This window comes from Bacteroidales bacterium (assembly GCA_018334875.1).
Taxonomy (GTDB): domain Bacteria; phylum Bacteroidota; class Bacteroidia; order Bacteroidales; family UBA12077; genus JAGXLC01.
Genome location: JAGXLC010000024.1, coordinates 1 through 16785, shown reverse-complemented (window position 1 = coordinate 16785; position 16785 = coordinate 1). Strand labels below are relative to the sequence as shown.

Annotated in this window: 17 protein-coding genes and 5 tRNA genes; 1 reads left to right on the top strand and 21 read right to left on the bottom strand. The window is 39.6% G+C overall.

All coding sequences use genetic code 11. From position 1 onward, the window contains the following. Positions 1 to 31: 31 nt before the first annotated feature. The 19 genes from rplL to KGY70_03725 form a co-directional block, all read right to left on the bottom strand. Positions 32 to 409, bottom strand: a complete 378-nt coding sequence (rplL, locus tag KGY70_03815) for a 50S ribosomal protein L7/L12 (GenBank protein ID MBS3774287.1) — start codon at positions 407 to 409, stop codon at positions 32 to 34. A gap of 32 nt (positions 410 to 441) precedes the next feature. Beyond that, positions 442 to 972: a 50S ribosomal protein L10 gene (locus tag KGY70_03810; protein ID MBS3774286.1), complete on the bottom strand. Its 531-nt coding sequence runs from the start codon at positions 970 to 972 to the stop codon at positions 442 to 444. Positions 973 to 1005: 33 nt separating this feature from the next. Beyond that, complete coding sequence (gene rplA / locus KGY70_03805; protein ID MBS3774285.1) at positions 1006 to 1710, bottom strand: 50S ribosomal protein L1; 705 nt, start codon at positions 1708 to 1710, stop codon at positions 1006 to 1008. A gap of 14 nt (positions 1711 to 1724) precedes the next feature. Then, positions 1725 to 2168, bottom strand: coding sequence for a 50S ribosomal protein L11 (rplK, locus tag KGY70_03800; GenBank protein ID MBS3774284.1), 444 nt, complete (start codon positions 2166 to 2168; stop codon positions 1725 to 1727). 20 nt (positions 2169 to 2188) lie between these two features. Beyond that, positions 2189 to 2734, bottom strand: a complete 546-nt coding sequence (nusG, locus tag KGY70_03795) for a transcription termination/antitermination factor NusG (protein ID MBS3774283.1) — start codon at positions 2732 to 2734, stop codon at positions 2189 to 2191. Between the two features lie 23 nt (positions 2735 to 2757). After that, complete coding sequence (gene secE, locus KGY70_03790) at positions 2758 to 2949, bottom strand: preprotein translocase subunit SecE (GenBank protein ID MBS3774282.1); 192 nt, start codon at positions 2947 to 2949, stop codon at positions 2758 to 2760. 16 nt (positions 2950 to 2965) lie between these two features. Continuing rightward, positions 2966 to 3038 (bottom strand) — tRNA-Trp (locus KGY70_03785). A gap of 47 nt (positions 3039 to 3085) precedes the next feature. After that, a complete protein-coding gene (tuf, locus tag KGY70_03780; GenBank protein ID MBS3774281.1) occupies positions 3086 to 4273 on the bottom strand; it encodes an elongation factor Tu in 1188 nt (395 codons plus the stop codon). 69 nt (positions 4274 to 4342) lie between these two features. Then, positions 4343 to 4414: transfer RNA gene (locus KGY70_03775), tRNA-Thr, on the bottom strand. A gap of 7 nt (positions 4415 to 4421) precedes the next feature. Continuing rightward, positions 4422 to 4494: transfer RNA gene (locus tag KGY70_03770), tRNA-Gly, on the bottom strand. Positions 4495 to 4504: 10 nt separating this feature from the next. Beyond that, positions 4505 to 4587 (bottom strand) — tRNA-Tyr (locus KGY70_03765). Between the two features lie 7 nt (positions 4588 to 4594). Then, positions 4595 to 4669 (bottom strand) — tRNA-Thr (locus KGY70_03760). A 112-nt stretch (positions 4670 to 4781) separates the two neighbouring features. Further along, positions 4782 to 5078, bottom strand: a complete 297-nt coding sequence (gene raiA / locus KGY70_03755; protein MBS3774280.1) for a ribosome-associated translation inhibitor RaiA — start codon at positions 5076 to 5078, stop codon at positions 4782 to 4784. A gap of 22 nt (positions 5079 to 5100) precedes the next feature. Then, positions 5101 to 5985 carry a tyrosine-type recombinase/integrase gene (locus KGY70_03750; protein ID MBS3774279.1) on the bottom strand — a complete coding sequence of 295 codons (885 nt, stop codon included), beginning with the start codon at positions 5983 to 5985 and terminating at the stop codon, positions 5101 to 5103. 47 nt (positions 5986 to 6032) lie between these two features. Continuing rightward, on the bottom strand, positions 6033 to 6224 hold the full coding sequence (gene rpsU, locus KGY70_03745) for a 30S ribosomal protein S21 (protein MBS3774278.1): 192 nt from the start codon (positions 6222 to 6224) through the stop codon (positions 6033 to 6035). A gap of 146 nt (positions 6225 to 6370) precedes the next feature. Then, complete coding sequence (locus tag KGY70_03740; protein ID MBS3774277.1) at positions 6371 to 7282, bottom strand: helix-hairpin-helix domain-containing protein; 912 nt, start codon at positions 7280 to 7282, stop codon at positions 6371 to 6373. 29 nt (positions 7283 to 7311) lie between these two features. Beyond that, positions 7312 to 8676 carry a sodium-dependent transporter gene (locus tag KGY70_03735; protein MBS3774276.1) on the bottom strand — a complete coding sequence of 455 codons (1365 nt, stop codon included), beginning with the start codon at positions 8674 to 8676 and terminating at the stop codon, positions 7312 to 7314. 216 nt (positions 8677 to 8892) lie between these two features. After that, positions 8893 to 9951 carry a class I fructose-bisphosphate aldolase gene (locus KGY70_03730; GenBank protein ID MBS3774275.1) on the bottom strand — a complete coding sequence of 353 codons (1059 nt, stop codon included), beginning with the start codon at positions 9949 to 9951 and terminating at the stop codon, positions 8893 to 8895. A gap of 214 nt (positions 9952 to 10165) precedes the next feature. Then, on the bottom strand, positions 10166 to 12481 hold the full coding sequence (locus KGY70_03725) for a BamA/TamA family outer membrane protein (protein ID MBS3774274.1): 2316 nt from the start codon (positions 12479 to 12481) through the stop codon (positions 10166 to 10168). A gap of 53 nt (positions 12482 to 12534) precedes the next feature. On the opposite strand from KGY70_03725, the gene KGY70_03720 reads away from it, so the two are divergent. Next, positions 12535 to 13320 (top strand): RNA methyltransferase, encoded by a 786-nt coding sequence (locus KGY70_03720; GenBank protein ID MBS3774273.1) that lies wholly within the window; start codon positions 12535 to 12537, stop codon positions 13318 to 13320. 3 nt (positions 13321 to 13323) lie between these two features. Here KGY70_03720 and KGY70_03715 read toward each other — a convergent pair whose 3' ends face one another. Both KGY70_03715 and purL read right to left on the bottom strand, forming a co-directional pair. Beyond that, a complete protein-coding gene (locus KGY70_03715) occupies positions 13324 to 14040 on the bottom strand; it encodes a PorT family protein (protein ID MBS3774272.1) in 717 nt (238 codons plus the stop codon). A gap of 195 nt (positions 14041 to 14235) precedes the next feature. Beyond that, a complete protein-coding gene (gene purL / locus KGY70_03710; GenBank protein ID MBS3774271.1) occupies positions 14236 to 16458 on the bottom strand; it encodes a phosphoribosylformylglycinamidine synthase subunit PurL in 2223 nt (740 codons plus the stop codon). Positions 16459 to 16785 lie beyond the last annotated feature (327 nt).

Genomic DNA, 16785 nt, shown 5'->3' with positions numbered 1-16785 from the left:
AAACCTTTATATTATTAAGTTTAACCGAATTCTATTTAAGTTCAACTTCTGCGCCGGCGTCTTCTAATTTTGCTTTTAAAGATTCAGCTTCTTCTTTTGGCATTGCCTCTTTTACGGGTTTCGGCAGAGAATCCACCAATTCCTTGGCCTCTTTCAATCCAAGACCGCTCAATTCCTTAACAAGCTTTACCACTTGTAATTTTGCACTACCGGATGAATTCAGTACAACATCAAATTCGGTCTGTTCAGCTTCACCCCCTTCTTCAGCACCCTCAGCAGGTCCTGCAGCAACAACGGGAGCGGATGCCGGTTCAATACCATATTCATCTTTCAATATGTCTGCTAATTCGTTAACTTCCTTCACACTTAAGTTAACTAATTCTTCTGCAAGCGCTTTTAAATCTGCCATTTTCTCTTGATTTTAATAATTTGTAATTGTTTTTACTTTTCTTCGTTCTTTTCTGATAAAGTTTTCATTACTCCAGCTAAGATATCGTTTCCCGATCTCAGAGAAGAAATCACATCTTTGACCGGTGATTGCAACTGCAATATCAAATCGCCTATAAGTTCCTCTTTCGACTTGATCCTGGACAGATCTTCCAGTTTATCATCGCCTATATAAATGGAGTCTTCAACATAAGCCCCTTTCAATAAGGGCCTTTCTTTTTTCTTCCTGAATTCCTTAATAACCTTGGCTGGCTCGGCTCCTTTTTCCGATAAAATAATAGAGGTGGGACCATCTAAAACTTCGTACAAGTCTCCAATGCCCATATCCAACTGATCAAGCGCTCGTTTTAACAAGGTATTTTTCACCACCTTTAACTTTAGTTCGCTATCATAACATTTCTGTCTGAGATTCAAAGTCTCTGAGGCATTAAGCCCGGATATATCAGCCAGATAAAAATGGGATGAATTTTTTATATCCTCAACCAGATCATTGACTATTTGTTTCTTTTCCTCAAGTGATTTCATAAAGCCACCAAATTCTTACATTTAATATTTTGATTATGTGCTTTTCCGCAGATAACTGGGATCAAGCTTGATACCTGGGCTCATTGTACTCGAAAGGGTGACACTTTTTATATAGGTTCCTTTCGCAGCCGTAGGCTTCAATTTTCTGATGGTATTCAACAGTTCTTTTGCATTATCCATTAACTGTTGCTCGGTAAATGAAACTTTACCAACAGAAGTATGGATGATACCGGTTTTATCAACCTTAAAATCAATCTTTCCCTTCTTCACCTCTTTTATTGCCTCTCCAATATTGTCCGTAACGGTACCGCTCTTGGGATTTGGCATTAAACCTCTGGGTCCAAGTATTTTACCTAACTGGCCCACTTTCGGCATTACTGAGGGCTGTGTAATAACCACATCAAAATCGGTCCAGCCTTCATCCTTAATCTTCTGCACATATTCATCCAATCCTACATAGTCAGCTCCGGCTTCTTTGGCTTCTTCTTCCTTATCGGCCGAACATAGTGCCAATACCCGCGTTTCTTTGCCCGTACCATGTGGCAATGTAACCACCCCCCGTACCATTTGGTTAGGCTTTCTTGGATCCACACCAAGGCGTACATCCATATCTACTGAAGCGTCGAAGTTCACATTGGTAATCTCCTTTACCAGCTTTACTGCCTCTTCCAGGGTATATTGCTTGGACTTATCGAATTTTTCTAAAATCTGTTTCTTTTTTTTAGTTAATTGTGTCATTGCCGCTTTAAATTTTATTGTTTACCGGGAAACTTACCTTTAACCGTTATTCCCATACTTCGTGCCGTACCAGCGATCATCTTCATAGCAGATTCTGTGGTAAATGCATTTAAATCCTCCATTTTATCTTCTGCTATCGTCTGAATCTGCTTCCATGTAACCACACCTACTTTTTCACGGTTGGGTTCCGATGATCCACCTTTTAACTTGGCAGCTTCCAGCAACTGAATCGGAGCAGGCGGAGTTTTTGTAACAAAATCGAATGATTTGTCAGAATAAACGGTTATAATAACGGGAATAACCTTACCACTTTTATCTTGTGTTTTGGCGTTGAATTTTTTACAAAAATCCATTATATTAACACCCTTAGCGCCTAAAGCCGGACCTACAGGGGGTGATGGATTTGCCTGACCACCCCTGATCTGCAGTTTTATTACGCCTTCAACTTGTTTTGCCATAATAATTTATTACTTATAGTTTATTCTTTTTCAACTTGCATAAAACTCAGTTCCAGTGGAGTTTTCCTACCGAAGATTTTAACCATAACCTTCAGTTTCTTCTTCTCCTCATTAACTTCTTCAATTACTCCGGTAAAATTATTAAATGGCCCATCTATAACCTTAACAGATTCTCCCACATAAAACGGAACATTAAGTTCTTCATCACCTTCTGCCAATTCATCTACTTTCCCGAGAATACGATTTATTTCACTCCTTCGCAATGGGGAAGGCTTGTTCCCCTCTGTTTTTAAAAATCCAATTACATTGGGAATATCTTCCAGATAATGTTGTATGTCTGCTGTTAAAATGGCCTCAATCAAAACATAACCCGGGAAAAAGTTGCGTTCTTTACTAATTTTTTTGCCGTTACGTATTTGATAAACCTTTTCGGTCGGTATAAGCACCTGAAAAACGTAATCGCTTATCTTGCCTTTAGAAATCTCATTCTCCACAAATTCTTTAACCTGCTTTTCTTTTCCTCCTATTGCCCGTAGAACATACCATCTCTTTTCATTTTCAGCCATTTCCGCACACCTTATTCTAAATTTTAGTAAAACATTGCGTAGACAAAATCCATAATATGTCTAAAAGAAAAATCCATGATAAAAACAACAAAAGCAATAATCAAGGAAGCCACCATTACTATAACAGCACTTCTTTGCAACTCATTCCATGTGGGCCAGGAGACTTTGTGTACCAACTCATTATAAGACTCCTGTAAATAATACTTTATCTTCATTCTTATAAAGATTTAGCACGGGTGGCAAGACTCGAACTCACGACCCGCGGTTTTGGAGACCGCTGCTCTACCAACTGAGCTACACCCGTGTATTAAAAGGATGTTCGTCTGTTAAACGGAACATCCCCTGGCAATATTATTCGACAATTTCGGTTACCTGACCAGCACCGACAGTTCTGCCACCTTCACGCACAGCAAAACGCAATCCCTCATTCAGAGCCACCGGATAGATCAGTTCAACGGTAATGTTCACATGATCACCAGGCATAACCATTTCCGTTCCCTCAGGAAGTTTAATGGTTCCGGTGACGTCCATTGTTCTGATGTAGAACTGTGGTCTGTAATCCTGATGGAACGGAGTATGTCGACCGCCCTCTTCTTTCTTCAGCACATAAACCTGTGCCTTGAAAGTAGTATGGGGTGTGATGGAACCGGGTTTGGCAATAACCATACCTCTTTTAACTTCATCCTTACCAATTCCACGCAAGAGTAAACCGACATTATCACCTGCTTCACCTTCATCCAGGATCTTTCTGAACATTTCAACACCGGTAACAACAGTTTTCTTCTTTTCAGCCCCCAGTCCGATCAATTGGACCTCTTGACCTGTCTGGATTACACCAGTTTCGATTCTACCTGTAGCGACAGTACCTCGACCGGTGATGGAGAAAACATCTTCAACCGGCATTAGGAAAGGTTTATCCTTATCTCTTTGTGGGACAGGAATGTATTCATCCACAGCCTTCATCAGTTCCATGATCTTCTCTTCCTGCTCCTTATCTCCACTCAATGCTTTCAGTGCGGAACCATGGATAATGGGTGAATTTTCACCGTCAAAATCATAAAAATCCAATAACTCCCGAACCTCCATATCCACCAGTTCAAGCAATTCAGGATCGTCCACCAGATCAACTTTATTCAGGAAAGTAACGATCTTGGGTATATTCACCTGACGTGCCAGGAGAATGTGTTCGCGGGTTTGGGGCATCGGCCCATCTGTACCGGCTACAACCAAAATAGCTCCATCCATCTGAGCTGCCCCGGTAACCATGTTCTTAACATAATCGGAGTGTCCGGGACAATCCACATGAGCATAGTGTCTCGCCTCCGTTTGATACTCAACGTGTGCAGAATTAATCGTAAGACCTCTTTCCTTTTCCTCAGGAGCATTGTCAATAGATTCAAAACTTCTTGCTTCCGACAGTCCCTTATCATGCAAAATCTTGGTAATGGCTGCCGTCAGGGTAGTTTTCCCGTGATCAACGTGACCTATCGTCCCGATATTTACGTGTTCTTTCGATCGCTCAAATTTTTCTTTTGCCATAACTTCAAATATTAAATTTACGGTTTGGTTTGTTCATACTATAACGGTTTATTATTAATTCCCGGCTCGAGCCAATGACGGGATTTGAACCCGTGACCTCTTCCTTACCAAGGAAGCGCTCTACCCCTGAGCTACATCGGCAAAAATGAGCGGGAGACGGAATTCGAATCCGCGACCCTCAGCTTGGAAGGCTGATGCTCTGCCAACTGAGCTACTCCCGCTTGTTGCCTGTGGGGAGGGCAGGATTCGAACCTACGAAGGCATAAGCCAGCAGATTTACAGTCTGCCCCAGTTGGCCACTTTGGTACCTCCCCAATCAGGAGCCGATGGAGGGATTCGAACCCACGGCCTGCTGATTACAAATCAGCTGCTCTAGACCAACTGAGCTACATCGGCAACAACCTAAAAACAACTATATAAAGAACTTTAGTTAATCAAAAAATCGGTTCGCAAAGGTATATTTTTTTTATCTATCTTACAAAATTTATTTCCCTAATTTTTTAAAATTTTATTTGCCTCTTTGCTTGGCTTTCTTTTTGGTTAGCTGCTTACGTAAGGCATCTACAGCTAAATCCGTTGCTTCCTCAAATGTATCGCTCTCTTTTTTAGCAAATAAATCGCTTCCAGGTATCTGTAATTTGATTTCTGATATCTTATTCGGAGTCTGTTCTTTTTCATACCTCAGGAAAACCTCGGCTCCGATAATATTATCATAAAATTGATCCAGCTTGTTTGCTTTCTTTTCCACAAAATCAGTCAATTTTGAATCGGCATCAAAATGAATGGTATGTATCTTTATGTCCATAAATATCCTCCTTGTATTGTTTTTAATTTCTGGGATGTGCCTGTTTATATATATTTTTCAGTTTTTCAAATGTACTGTGCGTATATACCTGGGTAGCTGATAAGTTGGCATGCCCCAGCAATTCCTTGATCGCATTCAGGTCTGCCCCCTTATTGAGCATATGGGTAGCAAAAGTATGTCTCAGTACATGCGGACTTTTTTTCTCGATGGTGGTAATGTAACCTAAATATTTCCTTACTTTTCTGTATACGAACTTTTCGTAAAGCTTTTTTCCCTTATCTGTAACAAGCAAATAACCGCTGTTAATACGTGAGAATTTCTCGTCCCTGCTTTTTCTGTATTCTTCAATAAGCTTAAAGAATGATTTTGTTATGGGAACAATTCTTTCCTTGTTTCTTTTGCCGGTTATTTTGACTTGATATTTCCCGGGATCTATATCGGAATCCTGGAGGTTCACCAGTTCACTAAGCCGAATTCCCGTCTGATATAACATTTCGAGGATCAACTGATCCCTCCTGCCAAAGAAGTCATTGGTAAAGAAATCCTCCTTCAGTAATAAATCCATGTGGTTTTCATCCACAAAATAGGGTATCCGTCGACCCATCCGGGGGGTATACACTTTTCCCATCGGGTTAAAATGTATATATTCCCTTCTCATCAGGTATTTAAAATATGACTGTAAGGTTGAAATTTTCCTGTTTATGGTACGCTCCGATATATTTTTTTCCAGACAATCTGCAATCCATGAACGTACCATCTTATGGGAAATGGTTGTTACATCTTCCGTACCATAAGTCTGATACACGTAATCAAAAAACTGTTTCAAATCATTTCCGTAAGCCCGTACAGTATTGTTTGAATAGCGTCTTTCAAACTGCAAATATTGAATAAAATCTTCCCGGTACATACCAATTTAGGCTTAAACGAGGCTTACACGTATAAAATCCGGCTGTACTATTCTTCTCTTTCTTTCAGCTTTTGCCTGTAAATCGCTCTCTTCTTCTGTTCTCTCTTTTTCATAGAAGGCTTGGTATAAGCCTGTCTTTCCCTTACTTCCCTCATCACTCCGGTTTTTTCAAATTTCCTTTTAAATTTTTTTAATGCTCTTTCTATGTTTTCTCCATCTTTAACTTGAACTACGATCATACTTTACCTCCTTGTTTTAATTGAGCCGCAAATCTATTAAATTAATTCCACATTCTCAAAACGATAAGAATAAAAAATATATTTTTTCTCCTCAATGGTTCCAACCATCAAATTTCCAGTAATTAAACGATTGTTTATCTTTTTCATTATTCTTCACGGACTTCTAAATAGGGCTGCATACGAAAATATGTTTTTTCATCCAAAATATTATTGGCCAACAATTCCTGAAGATCATCAATCCCATCCTTAAATTGCCTGTATTGAACTATTGCTTTTGTTTGATATTCATTTAAATAGGGGTGTCTTATCAGCTCCCCAAATTTTGCCTTATTCACATCAATTTTCCGGATATGGTCCCTGTCTATCTTTATTGTGCTATCAATAAGAGATACCAATTCATCTGTAATTCCATATACTTCTTTAAGCTGGTCTGTGGAGGAGAAACCACCCAAAAGATCCCTGTATTTACAGATTCTTCGTGCGTATACGGGTCCTATTCCGCGGAGCAATGCCAGACGAAATGTATCAGCCGTATTGATTTCAATAACAGGAACAGCTTTTTCAGACGGAGCCGCAACGTCTTTTATTATTGGAGATGCTCGTTCAATCTTAATGTATTTTTCAAGACGGGCATAGGTCTTTTCATCCAGCCCGTAGATTTTTTTAACATCCTCCCTTTTGAAGAATTTACCTCCGCTTTGTTTGTAATTATTAATCACTTTCAACTGAAAATCACTAATTCCCAATTTCTTCCATTCATCGTTGGTAATGGTATTCGGGTCAAAATGGAAGAGTTGAGGAGGGGGCGATTCTGATGGGGCAGTTTTTTTGCCCATCTTCTCTGTAGAGGAAACCTCGATTTTTGGGTTTTCGTAATTGTCCGACCGGAGAAAATCCTCAACTTCACTAATAAAATGCGGATCAATGCTTGCATTTTCACTGGAAATAATAAAATGCATATTGGCCCTCAGAATGATAAGCACAGCCAACATAATCAGTAAGACAAAAATTCCCTTTCTTTCCCTCCCGGAAAAAGAAAACAGGTCTTTAAAATGCATATTCTCCATCTTCGCAAAATCAATGTTCACTATAATTTCAGCAACCCGATACCATTAAGAAATACCAAAGCAATAGCAACTGGTGCAAGAAACTTGATTATCAGAACGAACAAGGATACCAAACGGACTTTAAATAATCCCTGGCTTGAAACTTCCTCTTTCACAAGATTTTTGCCAAGATACCATCCCAGGAAAATGACTATAAACAGACCGCCGATGGGTAAAAGCACACTTGATGCTGTAAAATCGAGTATTCCAAAAATGTTTTGTTTAAACACCTCCACATTTTCGAGCACACCCCATGACAAGGTAGAAAGTACGCCCAGTATAGTAATGGAGACAGCAGCAATGATGGTAGCAGGTTTACGCAACAAACCCAGTTCTTCCGTAAAATACGCCACCACCACTTCCAGCACAGATATAGATGAAGTCAAAGCCGCTACCACAAGAAGAATAAAGAACAAAAGGGAAAAGAAATACCCGCCGGGCAACTGCATAAAAATATTGGGTAAAGTTCTAAAAATCAAATCAGGACCAGCATTGGGCTCAATTCCAAAGGCAAAAACTGCCGGAAAGATGGCTAAACCGGCAAGAATTGCAATTATGGTATCGGTAGCGGATACACTAATGGCAGTATTGGCCAGGTTTTCCCGCTTATGAATATAGGATCCATAGGTAACAAGGGTACCCATTCCAATACTAAGGGAGAAAAAAGCCTGACCCAAAGCTTCCAGTACACTATTGGTATTCAGTTTGGAAAAATCCGGGTTAAACAGAAATTCAACTCCTTCCTTCGATCCTGGTAACGTCACTGCACGGATATCCATTACAATAATCAAAACCAGAAGAACAGGCATCAGAATCTTTGCATATTTTTCAATTCCGTTTTTCACCCCGGCCATAACGATCCAGGCTGTGAAAAACATGAAAATCAACTGCCATAAGATGGGCCGGAAAGAGCTTGCTTTAAAACCTTCGAACATAGAAGTAAGCTGAGCGGGCGACTGGCCTGAGAAAGAGTCAATCAGGGATTTATAGGTATATTCCAAAGTCCATGAGGCCACTGTACTATAAAAAGAGAGGATGATGAAAGCCGCAACAACACCCAATAAGCCAACAAGGTACCAATGTGTCCTGGGGGCAAGGGTCTTAAAGGCTCCAAATACATTTCTTTTTGCACTTCTTCCAATGGTAAATTCAGAAAGCATAACGGGTATGCCAATAGCTAAAATAAAGAAAAGATAAACAAGAATAAAGGCTCCGCCCCCATTTTCACCAGCTATATAAGGAAATCTCCATATATTTCCCAGACCTACTGCCGAACCGGCCGAAGCAGCAATCACACCAAATTTGCTCCCAAAGCCCTCTCGTTTTGAAAAGTCAAATTTTGCCATATGATAAAGGTTTTGAGCTTTTTCTGATTCTTAATTTGGACAAGCCAAATCCAAACAGGATGCTTTCAAGGAATTTAATGTGTTTCCTTTTTGGCTTGTACAAATTAGGAAGCAATATTAATAAAAAAGTGAGTAAAATACATCATGGAAGGGAAACAAAAAATGGGACGTAAAGACTTTGCATTACGTCCCATTCTTATAGTTTATCCATCTATCTTAAGCAATATCAATTTCGTCAGCCAGATAAACATCCTGGATGGCATTTAATATTTCAACGCCGTCTTTCATTGGCTTTTGGAAAGCCTTTCGACCGGTTATCAATCCCGTACCACCTGCACGTTTATTTATCACCGCAGTGGCAACTGCATCTTTCAGATCGGTTTCTCCCTTGGAAGCTCCACCGGAGTTGATCAGACCAACTCTTCCCATATAGTTGTTTACAATTTGGTATCTTGTCAGATCAATTGGATGATCCGTAGTTAACTCGCTATACATCTTCTCATGGGTCTTACCAAATTTCAAAGCTGTAAATCCGCCATTGGTCGTAGGCAATTTTTGTTTAATAATATCAGCCTGAATGGTAGCGCCCAGATGATTGGCCTGTCCGGATAAGTCAGCAGCCGTATGGTAATCATCCTCTTTTGTCTTAAAGGCGTTATTCCTGGTATAGCACCAAAGTACGGTAGCCATACCCAACTCGTGAGCTCTTTCAAAGGCCTCTGAAATTTCAACAATCTGGCGGCTCGACTCAGGACTGCCAAAATAAATGGTAGCTCCAACGGCTACGGCTCCCAGATTAAAGGCTTCATCAACAGTTCCAAAAAGAATCTGATCATATTTGTTTGGATAGGTGAGAAGCTCATTATGATTGATCTTTACGATATAGGGGATTTTATGAGCATATTTTCTTGATGTAGCTGCCATCACACCAAATGTTGAAGCCACAGCGTTTGTTTCCCCTTCAAGTGCCAGTTTAATTATATTTTCCGGATCAAAATATATGGGATTGGGGGCAAACGATGCACCTCCCGAATGTTCTATACCCTGATCTATAGGCAAAATAGAAAGATATCCGGTTCCCCCCAACCGTCCGTGATTGAATAAGCGGGCCAGATTTGCCAATACCCGGGGATTTCGATTGGTATGATAATATACCCTGTCTATAAAATCAGGACCCGGCAGATGGAGTTGATCCTTACTAACGGTTTTGCATTTGTGACCCAACAAATCATCTGCTTGATCACCCAGTAAATCTAATACTTTATTGTAAGACATAAGCTCAAAATTTAAAAATTTAAAAATCTATCCAATACAAATATATAAAATAAATAAGATCCGATGAATATTTATTTCATTAATTTCCCAGTTTAGTAAAGGTTTAAATTTTATATTGATTGATATGCCAAATTCACAAAGCCTGCTCGCATAGTCATGGAACCCGCATGTTAATTATTGCTCTTGTTGAGAAGTATGCTGCATGCGGGTTTCATTAAAAAGGATAACCTATGGCTATATTCCATGAAACGGTTTCTCCGCTTATTTGCCGGTTCCCAGGCAACCAACGGCTGCCTTTTTCATAGGCGGGATCTTTTAGTTTAACACCCAAATCAAGTCGAAATACGGAAAAGGACAAATCCAACCGCAAACCGAAACCTGTTCCTATAGCTATTTCATTCAGAAATTCATCCGACTCCAGAAGTGCACCTTTTCGTTCATCGCTTTTATTAAGAGACCAAATATTTCCTGCATCCAGAAAGAACGCACCTTCCAGCATCCAAAACATATCAAACCTATATTCCCAGTTTGCTTCAAATTTAAAATCGGCGGTCAGATTGGGATAGCCTCTAAAATCTGATTTAGGGGTATAAGAACCTGGGCCAAGAGCCCTCACATTCCAGGCCCTTAAACTGTTGGCTCCGCCTGAAGAATACTGTTTGATAAAAGGTAATGCTGTGGAATTGCCATATGGAAAACCTCCACCAATAAAAAATCTGTAGATGAAGCGGTTTTCTTCATTAAAAATCTCATAATGACGAAATTCCAAATCGGTTTTGAAAAATTGGGCATATCGAATACCAAATATTTCATAGTGATCTCCTACCTTCCTGGCATCGAATACCTGGCTCAATCCGTAAAGCAGATTACCTCCTACTTCGGCATTTAGTCGAAAATACTGAAAATCGTTGGTTCTTTGTACATTCTGATTATTATAAATCATACTGTAACTGGTAACAGATAGGAAATGGTCATCATAACTGCTTCTAAGATACACTTCATCAAGATCTCTCTTAAATTTATCCGAAAGATAGGGTAACTGTAATATATTAAGTTCTATAGGATTGATATAATGAGTGAGATTTTTTCTGTTCCTCCAATGATACCCAAACGAAAGATTGGCTAAAGTTCGGGTATAATCCGGCCTTTCCTGATAATTATATAAACCCGACAGGGAAGTTTGGGGATGATACTTCTTAACAAATTGTTCGCTTCTGACAAAAGGCAATAAAAACTCAGGGAAGTCGATACTAACTTCCGTGCCCAAACGGACGGTATTATCAATGCGGCTGAATTTCTCCCGATCAAGAATTTCAAAAGCACCGGTAAACTTTGACTGGAACTGTTCCGCACCACCAAAAAGACTTTTGTGAGAATAAACGAGATTCCCGCCACCTCCGATATTACCGGAAGAATTGGTCCCTTCCAGTTCAATGGTATAGGACTGGAGTTTAAATTTCTGTAAATATATAAAACAGTTTAATTTCCTGATTGTACTATCACTACCCAACCCCGATTCTTCAAATTTCACATTTATGATTCTGAATAGCCTCAGGGAATTTAGACGGTCGTAGGTTCTATCAACGTCTTCCTGGTTATACCATTGACCCTGTTCGATATAATTCGACTGACTGATTATATCGAGATCAAACGTTGGTTGCCGATTATAAATAAAAGTCAACCCATTATACATTGTTGTATCCCGGTTCTTCAAATATTCCTGCTTTTCAGCAATGGCTTCCTGGGGATTATAGGCGGGAAAAACATAAATTGAATCAATTTTGTACCTTTTATGGGGCATTCTCCTGAACTCCCCATCTCCTTCCTGGATCATATATTTACTGACTTCCACCTTCAAATCCACCCGATTTTGCTCTCCCAGCGTATCAGCAATAAAATTCACAAAATCCTTAGAAAACCTGTAGAAACCCTTAGTCCGGAGGATCTCTTCAATCATGTTCCTTTCCTGCTGAAGCAGTTCAACAGAAAACACATCTCCTCTACTTATAGGAAGTGTTGACGTATCGGGCAACAGGTAGGATCGGAGTGAAGAATCCCTTACCTCATATTCTACCTGATCAATGACATAAGGTTCATTTAAATCAATGTCATATTGAACGGTAGCTTTTTGTCCGTTATAAACCAACGTATCCGATACGCTTGAGTTGTAATATCCTTTTTTTTCCAGGTAATTAGAAATTTGATCACGCGTTTCCTTAATTAAATAGGGATCCAATACCACGGGCTCTTCGCCGGTTTTTTTCAAAAATTTATTCAGACCTTCCTCTTTATCGGGATTGGATAAACTATATAAAGCCAGAGGAATTTTCAGACCCAGAATCCTTCTGTTAGGCTTTTGCTGAACATATTTTCTGATTTCTCTTTTTTCAATATCTTTATCTTCTGTCTCAATCTTATATTTTTTTAAAAGATACTCGTCATCAGGAACATGCTTTGTGGTACTGCATGAAAAAAGTCCGAGAAGCGGAAAAAACAATATAATATAATAAACTTTTATCTTTCTATACATCAGGAACTCTACAAATACTTTAAAGAATTATTTCTAAAAATAAATTGGCAAACATGTTAAGCAAAAATAAAATTAAATTCATTAACTCACTAAAAAAAAAGAAATACCGGAACGAATCAGGCCTGTTTTTAGCAGAAGGGGCAAAACTGGTGGACGAAATCCTAACTTCAGGTTTTCAGGTACCCCTTATTTGTGCAACCCAGGAATGGATGAACTCATCCAGGCTAAAAGAACAGGCAAATATAAAAGAACTCATTTCGATCACACAAAGAGAACTCAACAGAATCAGCACTCAGAAAAATCCGAATCAGGTGCTGGCTGTCGTTGAGCAACCAGTTCACAAGATTGCTGAAGATGAGCTAACCGATAATCTTTCCATAATATTGGATTCTATGAGTGATCCGGGCAATCTGGGTAACATCATTCGAACCGGAGACTGGTTTGGTATTTACAATCTGATTTGCTCTCATTCCACGGTTGATGTTTATAATCCAAAAGTAATACAATCTACTATGGGATCAATATGCAGGGTAAAGGTACATTATCGGGATCTGGAGGAAGTACTGTCCGAATATCATAATGTTGCTGATTTTCATATATATGGTTCCTTCCTGAGAGGAAACAACATATATCAGACAGAGCTGTCGGATAAAGGTTTCATCGTTATGGGAAACGAAGCCCATGGTATTTCAAAAGAATTGATACCCTATATTGATAACAGGCTATACATACCAAACTACGTCGGAAACGCCGGGTACAAACCCGAATCCTTAAACGTATCGGTGGCCACAGGCATCATTTGTGCTGAATTCCGGAGACGAAAGGGAGATATGAAATAAACCTCATTCAAAATGAAAAGAAAGGCTCACCATCCTGGATTTTAACTTGTCAATGGATAGGACATATTCAGGATTATTCTCCTCTTTATCGGGAGAAAGTACGTTCATCGTTCCAACTGAAAACTTTATTTCGGTAGATAATTTGAAGTAAGGTAAATAGAAATCAACACCAAATCCTCCTTCCACATAAACATCAAACGGTTCCAACTTGACATATATTCCTTCATCTGCATCAAAATCCTTATTCCTGGCCATATCCCAGCGAAAATTCACACCACCGATCAGATAAGGCCTGTAGTTCTTTTCCCGTTCGGCCTCATACCGAAGGTTAAAGGGAAGATTAATAAATGTGGAACCAAGATTCATTTCATGAAAAGCCTTGACACTATCGGGATCAGGACTTACATTTTCGTAATAAGTTAGGTTGCGTTGTCCAAGGGATATCCCCGGCAAAATCCTAAAATCAAGGTATTCTCCCAGCCGAAAATTGGTCACAATGCTAATATCAATCCCTGGCGATAATTGATTAATCTCTGGGTAAACATCTTCTTCTAAAGCATATTCCGAATGATAAATCCCAAAATCCATCGTATTAATACCCAAAGTATAACCAAAATGAAAGGGTTTATGATCAATTTTCTGATAATAACGGACGGTCTCCTGCTGGGCAAGACTGAAAAGGGGCAGAATCAACAGTATTAAAGTGAGAATCTTTTTCAAATCCACGCAGTTTATTAAAAACTATAACGCTTCATATACGGAAATAGTATAATCAGAGTTCCATCAAAAGGAAATGCTGTTCTGAGAAAAATTGCATTGCACTACATTCCAGGATTTTGGGTCTGTTAGAGCTCAGCCAATTGTATTATTCATGTTATACCGGGTTTTATAAATCAGATAACCGTTATAAACGATCTAATCTTCCATCAGTCGGTGCAGGGCATTTTCGTAATGTTTTTTCAAATCATGAATAAAACCGAATGAATCATCATCTATCCTCAACTCCGATTTTGTCACATGGCCCAATGTTGAAAAGGGAACTTCTCTTTCAAGCATGAAATCAATAAAATTGGTCTCATTTGAGGAGGATACGCTAACAACAACCCTTCCCTGGGACTCACCAAAAAGAAATGCATCCTTTCTGACATCAGCACTGGTGGTAATGTCGAAACCCAAATTGTGAATCATTGCCGATTCCAGAAGGGTTACAAACAAGCCGCCATCGGAAACATCATGAGCTGATTCGAGCAGATCATGTTCAATCAAGCCTTTAACCGCTTGTTGAACATTATATTCTTCTTCCAGATCAAAAAACGGTGCCGGCGATTTTTCCACCTGATGGTATGAATAGAGGTATTCTGATGAATCAATATTTTCAACCGACCTGCCGATCAAAAAGATCATATCTCCTTTTTTCTTGAAACCAATGGTGGTGTGATGGCTCTTATCTTTTAACATACCGAGCATTCCAATGACAGGAGCCGGGAATACCGGTTCCATATGGTCATTGATGGTGGTTTGGTTATAAAAACTGACATTACCTCCGGTTACAGGTGTTTTGAATTTCCTGCATGCGTCGCCCATTCCTTTAACAGCCTGTACAAACTGCCAGTAAGCTTCGGGATTATACGGATTGCCAAAATTTAAACAATTCGTAATGGCTAAAGGATCAGCTCCTGAACATACAATATTTCTGGCTGCCTCAGCTACTGCAATCTGAGCACCCACATAGGGATCGGCATTCACATAACGGGCATTGCAATCCACACTCATTGCAAGAGCCTTACGGGTGTCTTTCAGGTTAAAAACCCCGGCATCACTTGGAAAGTTGGTGCTCATATTGGCAGTACCCACCATAGTATCGTATTGTTCTACAACCCATCGTTTTGAAGCTATGTTTGGATTATTTATGAGATTCATGGCAACCTCATAATAATTGGAAGGTTCGGGAATATCGTCAATGGAAAATTTTTTATACTCATCTATATAGGATGGTTTGGTATATTCACGGTCATATACGGGTGCTCCGCCACCCAAAACCAGGCTGGAGGCAGGTACATCAGCCACCAGTTCATCGCCCCTGTAAAAATACAGCTTATCTTCATCAATAACCTCACCAATAATTTCCCTGTTCAAATCCCATTTATCAAAAATTCTTTCTACTTCTTTTTCATGTCCTTTTTCCACAACTACCAGCATACGCTCCTGTGATTCAGAAAGCAATATTTCAAAAGGATCCATGTTTTGTTGACGCAGAGGTACCTTATTAAGATCTATTTTCATTCCATGTCCGCCTTTTTCCGACATTTCAGAAGTGGAACAAATAATACCCGCTGCCCCCATATCCTGCATACCTACGACTGCAGCCGATTTATTAAGCTCAAGGGTTGCTTCAAGCAGTAATTTCTCCATAAAAGGATCACCTACCTGAACAGATGGCAAATCCTCACTTGAATTTTCGGTAAGATTGGTTGAAGCAAAAGTTGCTCCGTGAATTCCGTCTTTCCCTGTGGAGGAACCTACAATATATACCGGATTTCCAACCCCTTTGGCTACTGCAGAAATAATACGGTCCTTCTTCACGAGGCCTACCGACATTGCATTGATCAAAGGATTTGTATTGTAGGTTTTATCAAAAAATACCTCTCCCGCCAAAACAGGAACGCCAAAGGAATTACCATAATCTCCTATACCTTTGACCACGCCTTTAACATGCCATTTTGTTCTGTTTAAGCTGGGATCACCAAATCTCAGGGAATTGAGCTGTGCAACAGGTCGTGCACCAACGGTAAAAATATCACGGTTTATACCTCCCACACCGGTTGCAGCACCCTGATAAGGCTCAATTGCTGAAGGATGGTTATGCGATTCTATTTTGAAGGCACAGGCCAGACCATCGCCCAAATCAACCAAACCGGCATTTTCTTCACCTGCCTCAGTCATTAACTGCTCACCTTCCATGGGAAGCGTTTTCAGCCACTTGATCGAATTCTTATATGAAGCGTGCTCTGACCACATTACCGAATAAATACTTAATTCTGTAAAATTTGGGTTTCGCCCCAATATTTCCTTGATCCGCTCATATTCTTCAGGCAACAAACCCAGTTCTTTTGCTGTTTCTACGGTAACTTCCATCATTTTTTACTTTTAATTCATATTAAGCAAATATAAAGAACAATTAAAAGAATACACGGTATTCATTTTAGATTTTACAAGGAAACTTTTTAGAGTCTGTCTAGAATATCCGCTGGCTGCGTTACGCTCGTTTTTCATGCCAGTCAATTACATCTGGTAGAGACGTACGGCCGTACGTCTCTACATTTAGCATTCAAAACTCTCAAGCCTTGCCAGCGAACATTCTAGACGAGACTCTTTCAAATATCCTTGACTTTATGGACAAACACTTTTTAAATCAATCCCAACCGCTTGGCCCTTCTTTCCCATATTTGCATAGCCTGTTTTTGC

Excerpts from the sequence above, each read along its gene's own strand:
- rplL (MBS3774287.1), bottom strand. The coding sequence starts at position 409 with ATGGCAGATTTAAAAGCGCTTGCAGAAGAATTAGTTAACTTAAGTGTG.
- KGY70_03810 (MBS3774286.1), bottom strand. The coding sequence starts at position 972 with ATGAAATCACTTGAGGAAAAGAAACAAATAGTCAATGATCTGGTTGAG.
- rplA (MBS3774285.1), bottom strand. The coding sequence starts at position 1,710 with ATGACACAATTAACTAAAAAAAAGAAACAGATTTTAGAAAAATTCGAT.
- rplK (MBS3774284.1), bottom strand. The coding sequence starts at position 2,168 with ATGGCAAAACAAGTTGAAGGCGTAATAAAACTGCAGATCAGGGGTGGT.
- nusG (MBS3774283.1), bottom strand. The coding sequence starts at position 2,734 with ATGGCTGAAAATGAAAAGAGATGGTATGTTCTACGGGCAATAGGAGGA.
- secE (MBS3774282.1), bottom strand. The coding sequence starts at position 2,949 with ATGAAGATAAAGTATTATTTACAGGAGTCTTATAATGAGTTGGTACAC.
- tuf (MBS3774281.1), bottom strand. The coding sequence starts at position 4,273 with ATGGCAAAAGAAAAATTTGAGCGATCGAAAGAACACGTAAATATCGGG.
- raiA (MBS3774280.1), bottom strand. The coding sequence starts at position 5,078 with ATGGACATAAAGATACATACCATTCATTTTGATGCCGATTCAAAATTG.
- KGY70_03750 (MBS3774279.1), bottom strand. The coding sequence starts at position 5,985 with ATGTACCGGGAAGATTTTATTCAATATTTGCAGTTTGAAAGACGCTAT.
- rpsU (MBS3774278.1), bottom strand. The coding sequence starts at position 6,224 with ATGATCGTAGTTCAAGTTAAAGATGGAGAAAACATAGAAAGAGCATTA.
- KGY70_03740 (MBS3774277.1), bottom strand. The coding sequence starts at position 7,282 with ATGCATTTTAAAGACCTGTTTTCTTTTTCCGGGAGGGAAAGAAAGGGA.
- KGY70_03735 (MBS3774276.1), bottom strand. The coding sequence starts at position 8,676 with ATGGCAAAATTTGACTTTTCAAAACGAGAGGGCTTTGGGAGCAAATTT.
- KGY70_03730 (MBS3774275.1), bottom strand. The coding sequence starts at position 9,951 with ATGTCTTACAATAAAGTATTAGATTTACTGGGTGATCAAGCAGATGAT.
- KGY70_03725 (MBS3774274.1), bottom strand. The coding sequence starts at position 12,481 with ATGTATAGAAAGATAAAAGTTTATTATATTATATTGTTTTTTCCGCTT.
- KGY70_03720 (MBS3774273.1), top strand. The coding sequence starts at position 12,535 with ATGTTAAGCAAAAATAAAATTAAATTCATTAACTCACTAAAAAAAAAG.
- purL (MBS3774271.1), bottom strand. The coding sequence starts at position 16,458 with ATGATGGAAGTTACCGTAGAAACAGCAAAAGAACTGGGTTTGTTGCCT.